Consider the following 8874-nt stretch of genomic DNA (forward strand, 5'->3'; position numbering starts at 1 on the left):
CCTGTTCCTGACATTAGTGAAAGAAGATTGAATTTGTTTGTGGAACAGGCATCTTGCCTGTTCCTGAAATTAGTGAAAGAAGATTGAATTTTTTTGTGGAACAGGCATCTTGCCTGTTCCTGACATTAGTGCAAGATGTGAAATGAAAAAAGAAACAAAAACTCCCCTCCTACAAACGCGGCCGCAATCCATAATGACGGTAACGCCAATAATCTCGTAAAATGCGATCGTGATCGAAACACAATTCACGAGGAATCTGCCAAGATTCAAAAAATTGTAAACTTTTAGCATCGTCGGCGGCTTGAGGTTCGCCCGTTGCAGAAGCCAAGAATACAATACTGATTGTGTGTTGGCGCGCGTCGCGATTGGGGTCAGAATAAACGTAAAATTGCTCAATTAATTCTACATTCAAACTCGTTTCTTCTAAAGCTTCGCGTTTGGCCGCCGCTTCTACCGATTCCCCGTAATCGACAAAGCCGCCGGGAATTGCCCAGCCGTAGGGAATATTGCGGCGTTCGACGAGTACGATCGGGCGATGGGGGCGATCGGCTAATTCGATGATAATATCAACTGTAGGAGCGGGATTTTTGTAAGTCATTTTGTTGGGCATTGGTCATGGCATTGGTCATTGGTCATGGGGTATTAATGATTTTATGTGTAACAAATAACAGATAACAAATAACACTCAACTATCGTAAGGTGCGTCGCTCGAAAGAATCTGCAAGTTACATTTAACATCTGCTAGCGACGCACCCTACAAAACGAGCCAGAAAATCTGTTATGCTAAACCGCGAATTAGTACGCGCTGCCTTTGCAAAACCTCTGAGTACAGCTTTTCCAACTCAGTAATATTCTGACTGAGAGTGTATCGCTCCATCGCCCGTTGGCGTGCTTTTTGACCAAGCAGCATTCCCAACTCAGGATGGTCGCAAAACAGCGGCAGCAAGGTTTGCAACTGACTTCGTACCCTCTGAGTGTTCAAAACTATCCCCGCGCCTTCCTCCAATGCCTCGCCGTCAGCACCGGCATCGGTGGCCAAACAAGCTAAACCGCAGGCCATCGCTTCCAGCAGCGACAGCGACAGTCCCTCCACCAAAGAAGGCAAAATAAATACGTCTGCGCCCCGCAGAATTTCGATCCGGCGTTCCTCCTCGGCGACAAATCCGAGCCACACAATGCCATCATCTTCGCCGTAAAACAGTTGCAGCGAGGCGGCTAGGGGCCCGTCGCCTACGATCGCCAATACGTTCCCAGGGCCAAAATTACAGTGTTTCCAGGCCTTGAGCATCGACTCGACATTTTTCTCCTGGGCAATGCGGCCTTGGTAAACAAAAATTCGATCGGCCTTTAATTCCGACTTCAACCCCGAAGGCCCTGGAGAATATTTAACAGCATCGACGCCGTTGGGAATCACGGCTACCCGTTCCTGCGGCACTCCCAACTTCACCAATATATCCCGCTGAATTTGAGAAAAAACGATCGTCGAGTCGTAGTTCGCCAAAAACGGGGCGTACAGTTGATACATCAGGTGTTGGGTTCCCGATGTCAAATTCCGCAATTTGCGATCGAACGGCGGGTGAAAAGTCGCCACCAGAGGCAAATTCAATTCTTGGCAAATTTCTGGCAGCAGAAAGTCCAGAGGCGAAAGCGTCAGGGAAGCGTGAACAACATCGGGTTTGAGCCGGCGCAGAGATTTCATCAACACTGTGCGCGACTTGAGAGTGGGAATCGTATAAATTTGCGATTTGTAGTGACAGGGTAAAGAGACTTCGTTGCAACTGGCGGACGAGAGCGAATTGGTATATGAGGTTTGAGCAATTCCCTTTCCCCACGAACCATTTGCCATGTTCCACCCCGTACTGTTCCTGTCGAGTGAGTCCGCCTCTTGGGCAAAGTGCAGGAAACTGACCTGGTATCCCCGGTCTAATAGTGCGTTGGTGACTTCCCTGGAGTAAGTGACGTTACCGCAAAAAGGTGATTTTTTTCCTAGCCAAGCGATGTGCATTCCAGTAAATCAGAGTTTGTTATTTATTTAGATTCGATCGACTTTGGTATTACTGCTAGGGAAAATATACCAGGTTAAGACACCCCCAGCCATCGCTAATCCTGCTAAAGCCAAAAATACTGTCGGCAAACCCAGAAATGTTTCGGCTACCCCGGCCAAAGCCAACGGTAAACTCAAAGCAATATTAGTGGCATTGTTTTGCAGTCCGAAGACTTTTCCCCGCATTTCTTCTGGGGTTTCTGCTTGAATTGTAGTCTGCATCGGCACTCCCACCAATGAGGCAAATAAACCCAACAGGGTAATGAACAGCACCGACAGCCACAAATGCTGTGTAAACGCAGAAAGGGCCATCAGAGCAAGTGCCATGCCAATCGATCCGATTAAACTCAGTTGGGAGTGAGAAAATTTATGGCCGAGATAGCCGACTGTCGTCGCCCCAGCAGCCATGCCAACGCCCACCGCCGCCAGCAAAAAGCCAAATTGCGATGCTTTCATACCGGGGAGGATTTCTGCCAGCCGCACCGCTAGAACTGCCAGAGCTGCAAAAATGGAAAATAGAATAATTAGTTGAATTAAAGCATTGCGGACTTTTGGTTGATCGTTGATGTAACGCAGGCCGTCTCGCAAATCTGCTAAGGGGTGGGGCGGTTCGTGTTCGACTTCGTTTTTTTCGCCTGTTTTCATCGACAGCAACAGCACTCCGGCGAAGGCGTAACTTCCGCCTACTACTAATTCTTTGCCGATGCCGAGTCCGCCGCCGAGGTTGGAAAATAGGGTGTCGGCTAAAGCTAGTAAGGGTTCTCCGACTGCGAAGCCAATAATCACCGAACCCATCATGGTTGTGGTGTAGAGGGAGTTTGCCGATAGCAGGTGGCGGCGTTCCACAATTAGGGGAATCACTGACTGTTCTGCTGGGGCAAAAAATTGAGTTAGAGTCGAGACTAGGAATGTCACTAGCAGCAGCAAGCAGAATCCGAGCGGCAGTTGACCGAGTTCCCACCCGTCTGAGAGCCACAGCAGCACGGGCAAGGTTAGAACAAAGCCTCCCCGCAGCAGGTTTGTGGCTACCAGCACTGCTTTTTTCGACCACCTATCGACATACACGCCTGCGGCGGCTCCAAACAGCACTGCGGGAATGGTAAAGGCGATCATGATTGCTGATACCCACCTGCTGATGGTTTGATCTGGCGCTTGAAAGCGGCTGGCCACGAGGGCGATCGTCAGTACGAGATAAACTTTATCTGCTAGTTGAGAGAAAACTTGCCCGCTCCACAATGCTAAAAAATTTCGGTTTTTCAGAACTGGCAGAAATCCTGTTTCTTGTTCGGGAATTTCGGCTACTGCTTCGGAGAGTTCTGCTGCTGACTCTGCTGTTGGTACCGGGGGGATTGCTTCGGGTTCTTGGCTTTTGCCGTTGCTTGACTCTGTTTCTTTCGTTGTGGGATATTTATCCATTTCTGGGTCTTGGACGTTGCTCCATTGTCGATCGGTCAAGGCGGGTTCCGAGCGAAAATCGGGAAAATTTTCTCGTTCTTCCATTTTGTGGTGGGTCACAGCTAACACAGATATTGTCAAATCAGAATCGGACAGTCGCATCATAGGATTTGGGGTGGCTCGCCTGGGATGGTGGAGGTTGGGGGGATGGGAATTTAAAATTGAGGTGTTAAGCCCTAAGTTTATTAATAATCTCGTAACTTTATCTCTATCTATTATCTGATGTCGCAACAATCTTGAGAATTTACCTGAAAAGGCCGGCAGGTTCGGGTATCCGGCAGGCTGGGGGTGCGATGTACGATCGCCCCTTCACCTCTTTGACTCAACACTCAAAATTTAAAACTCAAAACTCTCTAGGTAGGTGTCGATCGAGCTTCCCGATCGAATCGTGCAACCTAAATGATACTGGGCATATTGTCGCAAAATATTTTCGACAGATACCCAAGTTGTTCGATCGGCAATCCCCTCTCCTAGTTCTGGACTAGCCAACTGTTGCAGCGCTGCTAATTCCTTAGCATTTATCTCGAAATTTGTCAAGTGTTTGCTGCCATTCGTTTGCCGGGAACGGGAGGCGGCTTTGTACAAGCTACCGATTTCTGAAGAGAGTTCTGCCTCTAGGTTAGCTAGTTCGGACAAGCTGAAGGTTCCCCCAGAGGGTATACTAAACCCGGTTTGCCAGTTCGGATCGCTGAAATTTGGGATGAGCGGCCCTCTGGTGGCGGAGCAGACTTGGACTTGGGGCGCGAGGCCGGCTAAGGCTAGCAGGTGAAAAATACCGTGGCAGAGGTGAGCCATCAGCACGGCGGCGGATTGGATTTCTGTGCGATCGGACAAACGCTCCAAACGGCTCAAATGTTCGCCCAGCAACCAAAACAGGTCTTCTTGGGGCTCATCGGAAACGGCGCTGGCGATCGCCAATTCGGCCAGATATTGCGCCGCTGCGAGTTTCCCCAGGTTGCGGCTCAAACCGGGATGGGATTCTACGGTGTTGGCTTGGGTAATTTTGTCGAGCGATCGGCCTTTGGCAATTAGCAATTCGTTGACGACAAATAATTCGCTTCTGCCGCCAATGGTCGATCGTTGTTTGCGAACACCCGGTGCTACGGCTCGAATTAAGCCGAATTCCCGCGTCAAAATTGTCAGCACTCGATCGGATTCGCCGATGGGTGCACTCTTAAGATTGATTCCAGTTGCTTTGTAAGTTCGAGTCACTCGATTTTAGATTTTAGATTTTAGATTTTAGATTTACTACATTACTTCCGACAGTTGCATTGTCCTCGTTGCTCGATCGACCTAGAACAGTCATTCTACAGTTGGCAATCAAAAACTGTCCGAAGTATTGTTATTAGACACTAGCAAAAACAGTCCAATAGGCAAAACTTTTAGTTGTAGGGTGCGTAAGGGCGCACCAATTCCCCATTAGCCATTACCAATTAGCCATTGCTAATAACTAATAACTAATGACTAATGACTAATGACTAATGACTTTTATCTAAATTATCGCGCTGGCGGATTAATTCCGGGCCGCGGGAAGTCCCCAAACGAGTTGCCCCAGCTACTACCAAATCTATAGCTTGTTCGTGAGTGCGAATTCCGCCGGCCGCTTTAATCCCAATCCGTCCCTTGGTAACTTCCTTCAGCAGTCGCACATCGTCAACTTTCGCCGGGCCAAAAAAGCCAGTGTTGGTTTTGATGTAGGCGACGCCAGCTTCCATACAAATCTGGGCCGCTAATTGTTTTTCGGCATCGGAAAGGAGCGAACTTTCGATAATTGCTTTAATGGTGAGATTAGTTTCTTCGGAAATTTGGGCTAATTCCCGGTGGAATTCGTCGATTCTTCCAGCTTTCAACAATCCTAAGTTAACAGAGACATCTAACTCTACGGCTCCATTCTCTGCTGCTTCTTGAGCTTCGTAAAGTTTCACCGTTGAAGTCGAAGCACCGGTGGGAAAACCTATAACTGTACAGACTTTGGGACGTTTGCCGTGCAGCAGCTCAACTGCTTGTCTGACGTAGGCGGGATACACGCAAACTGTGACAAAGCCAAATCTCTCTGCTTGTTGGCAACAATGTTCTACTTGCTCTGGCGTGGCGGTGGGGTCGATCAGGCCGTAGTCGATCAAGGGGGCAATATCGATGTCTGCCTGGTTTGCAGCCATTGCTGTTTTTTCTCCGAAGTAACTACTTTATTAAGTATGTATCGAATTTACCAATCTAAAATCTAAAATCTAAAATCTAAAATCGATCGACTTTACTTTGACCCGATCGAGCATAAATACTCAATTCGCTGCTCGCAAAAACTATTGTGGGAATTGGTTTGCCAATTTATGTCAAAAAAATATTTTGGTATCTGCCTTTAGATACATTTTTGATCTGTCTTTAGGTATACTTTGTTAAAAGGAGTTGCGGTAGAGCCTGCGTCAGCTACGCTAGGGCAGAGCCTGGTAGCGGCTGCTGTTTTTACTCTGAGTAGTGCTTTAAAAACATAAAAGCCAGTGCCAAGCATGAATCATTTAGAACTAGAACAAGAAATTGGGAAGATGGCTAGAGCGATGATGACTCGCAATAGTTTAATTGGTAAGGATTTGATTGCGGATCTCAGAGGGCGGCTGTCGGTTGACAGTTTAGCTGCTTTGATGATTGTCAGTATTGAGCGTTTGATTTGGTATGACTGCGAGTCCGTAATCTGGAGTTTGAGTTATTTGATTCCTGCTGACGTGATGGAAGAAATTCGCCGGATTACTGCGCTGATTGTTTGCCAGCGGTTGATGGGCAAGGGTTTTGTGCTGGGGACAGATTTTAGTATTGATGCAACAGGCCAGTTGATGTTGAGTGAGAATGCTAAAACAGCGGTTGTGATTGCTTGAATTGGGCAACCAGAAGTAGAAGCTATTAGCACTAGGAGATTTGCAGTTAGACTTGGGGCGCCCTAGAACTTTTTGTGTAACTGCAAACCTAATTCGGGATGCGGTAAGAGTTGCGTGATTCACGCAGAGTTAAGATTGGCAGCAGCTCTAAAAAACGATGAGTGCGGTTAGCTAAAAGAGCTTTTTACTAGAGGAAAATAGTTAGTTTCGACCGCAAATTGTTGAGTTTGTTACGGGTACTGTGTACGGGCGATCGCCCTGTATCAAATTTTTCATATTTTTAGTGGAATTACAGTTTTATTCCAGGTATGGTTTCATGTAGAATCATCCCTAAGATAGATACAAAATATTATGAACTTAATTCAAAACTTGGAAGCAGCTTGGTATTACCATCTGGGATCGCGCCACCTCGAAGCTAACGACGATCATGGTGCTCTGGCGAACTTTAACAGAGCTTTGAAGTTGCAATCAGATCATTATAAGGCTTGGTTCGGCCGAGGTATGGCTTTGGGGAATTTAGAACGGCACTTAGAGGCGCTGAAGAGTTTTGATGAGGCTTTGGCGGTGCAGCCGAATGCGAGCTTTGGCTGGCACAACCGGGCTATTGCTTTAGGAAAATTGGGCGAGTGGTTGGAAGCTCTCAATAGTTTTGACCGGGCTCTGGAGTTCAGTCCGTGCGCGGCGAGTATTTGGCACAACCGAGGACTGACGCTGATCGAGATGGGGCTGTACGAGAAGGCGGTTCTGAGTTTCGATCGCTGTTTAAATTTGTATCCGGAGTCTGCTTGGGCGTGGTACAACCGAGGTAATGCCCTGTTGGAACTCAAGCTTTACTATCAGGCGCTCAACAGTTTTGACCGGGCGATCGAGTTTAAGCCTGACGATGCGAAGGCTTGGTACAATCGCGGTATAGCTGCAAACTCTATGGGACTTTACAAACAAGCAGTAGCTAGTTTTAGCCGATCGATCGCTCTACAACCGGGCAGAGCCGAAGCTGTGGGCGAACGGAGAGTTGCTTTGGAGAAATTAGTAGGTTTAAATCAGAGAAATTCCAAGTTTACTCCCACATCTGAGCGTCCCTTGGAAGATTATTTAATTTGGTACAACCAGGGTGTGGAATTGGCGCGAAAAGGCTGCTACTCTGAGGCGATTGCTTGCTACGAAACAGTCTTAGAAATAACTCCTGATTTTGCTAATGCTTTTTACAATAAAGCTTGCTGTTATGCGCTACTGGGATTTGCTGATTTGGCCCTTGACAATTTGCAGCGGGCTGTTGAGTTTATCCCTAATTTATACCGAGAGCTAGCTTTAGCTGACCCGGATTTAAGCTGCATTTGGAAACAAGAACGTTTTGAAGCGCTGATCCAAGGTTGATTTTACACAAAAAACAGCTCGCCAATGGGGCGAGCTGTTTTTTTGGGCGGCCCAAGTTCGATCGCCCTCAAGAGTATTTTTGCAATCTTTGCTATTGCAAGGAAACTCGGATTGAGGGCTTGACCGGCCTCTTGGCAACTACGATCACCCGGTAAGTGCCGGACTCGGGGAGTTGAGCAAAAGTTTGACCTTCGCCTTGATCCAGAAGTTGTCCCGACGGAGATTCGATCGCCAGATCTAGATTTTTGGTGCTAGCTGTCACCCTAATTGTCTGTCCCTGCTTGCCTTGAACCGTGATGGGCTGGATTTGGTAGCCGGACATTTTGAGTTTAATTGTGGCTTGTTTTTCCTTGAATGCTATGGGAATTGCGCGATCGGGCCTATAAGTCCACTTGGCGTTAAAGTCGCGTCCCAGTACAAAGCTGGTGGTTTCACCTTTCGGGGTAACTCGCACCCGGTAGATGCCTGACTCTGGCAACTGGCCAATCCACTGATTGTCTGCTTTTTCAATAACCCCCATATTTTCACCATTGGGACTGTACAGTTCGGCTGTCAGTTGTCCCGCCCACAGTGAGAGAGTGAGTTCTCGCCCTTTGATGCCTTCAAAAATATAGGTGGTGGGTTGGTTGATTGTTTCTCGGATTTCCGAGGTTGACATTCGCTCGATCGGTTCGAGGTTTGAAACTGATTCAGAAGTAACGGGTTTGTTAAGGGTTTCTGTAATTTCCGAGGCAGCCATCAGCTCGCTCGGTGCAATTTTGGGGGCTACTGGGCTGGCAAATACTGATTTTGCCGTCATCATGAGTAGCATTCCAGTCAGTAAAATTAGTTTTTTCATGTCGCACTTCCGAGGGGGGGGTAAGGAGTTGTATATGGTTACTTGTGTTTGCCTGTTTTCACCGGATTAAATCTGGCGATCGCACAGAGGCTACAGGAGGATATAGGATACACGTAAATATCCCGTACTTGCACAAAACCTGCTGGTAGCAAATTGGCAGTGCGGGAGCTAAGTAGTAGCCTCAATTTGTCGGGACTTTTCAATGATACTACCTACGCATAATATCATTAGGAATGAGAATTAAATAACTTCCACAAGTTTGTGGGATGGGCGTCCCGCCAGTCCTTTTTGGACTG

Annotated in this window: 8 protein-coding genes; 2 read left to right on the forward strand and 6 right to left on the reverse strand. The window is 47.6% G+C overall.

Annotated elements, in window-relative coordinates; genetic code table 11:
* Positions 1–169: 169 nt before the first annotated feature.
* The 5 genes from QUA50_RS15185 to deoC form a co-directional block, all read right to left on the reverse strand.
* Positions 170–598 carry an NUDIX hydrolase gene (locus tag QUA50_RS15185; protein ID WP_333264848.1) on the reverse strand — a complete coding sequence of 143 codons (429 nt, stop codon included), beginning with the start codon at positions 596–598 and terminating at the stop codon, positions 170–172.
* Positions 599–778: 180 nt separating this feature from the next.
* Complete coding sequence (locus QUA50_RS15190; RefSeq protein ID WP_333264847.1) at positions 779–2005, reverse strand: glycosyltransferase family 4 protein; 1227 nt, start codon at positions 2003–2005, stop codon at positions 779–781.
* Between the two features lie 27 nt (positions 2006–2032).
* Positions 2033–3604 (reverse strand): MFS transporter, encoded by a 1572-nt coding sequence (locus QUA50_RS15195; protein ID WP_333264846.1) that lies wholly within the window; start codon positions 3602–3604, stop codon positions 2033–2035.
* Between the two features lie 231 nt (positions 3605–3835).
* A complete protein-coding gene (recO, locus tag QUA50_RS15200; RefSeq protein ID WP_333264845.1) occupies positions 3836–4711 on the reverse strand; it encodes a DNA repair protein RecO in 876 nt (291 codons plus the stop codon).
* 266 nt (positions 4712–4977) lie between these two features.
* Positions 4978–5658, reverse strand: coding sequence for a deoxyribose-phosphate aldolase (deoC, locus tag QUA50_RS15205; protein WP_333264844.1), 681 nt, complete (start codon positions 5656–5658; stop codon positions 4978–4980).
* 345 nt (positions 5659–6003) lie between these two features.
* On the opposite strand from deoC, the gene QUA50_RS15210 reads away from it, so the two are divergent.
* Positions 6004–6366 (forward strand): hypothetical protein, encoded by a 363-nt coding sequence (locus QUA50_RS15210; protein ID WP_333264843.1) that lies wholly within the window; start codon positions 6004–6006, stop codon positions 6364–6366.
* Between the two features lie 351 nt (positions 6367–6717).
* Positions 6718–7740, forward strand: a complete 1023-nt coding sequence (locus QUA50_RS15215) for a tetratricopeptide repeat protein (RefSeq protein WP_333264842.1) — start codon at positions 6718–6720, stop codon at positions 7738–7740.
* 91 nt (positions 7741–7831) lie between these two features.
* Here QUA50_RS15215 and QUA50_RS15220 read toward each other — a convergent pair whose 3' ends face one another.
* Positions 7832–8578: a hypothetical protein gene (locus QUA50_RS15220; RefSeq protein ID WP_333264841.1), complete on the reverse strand. Its 747-nt coding sequence runs from the start codon at positions 8576–8578 to the stop codon at positions 7832–7834.
* Positions 8579–8874: the final 296 nt, after the last annotated feature.

This window comes from Microcoleus sp. M2_D5 (assembly GCF_036701935.1).
Taxonomy (GTDB): Bacteria; Cyanobacteriota; Cyanobacteriia; order Cyanobacteriales; family Microcoleaceae; genus Microcoleus.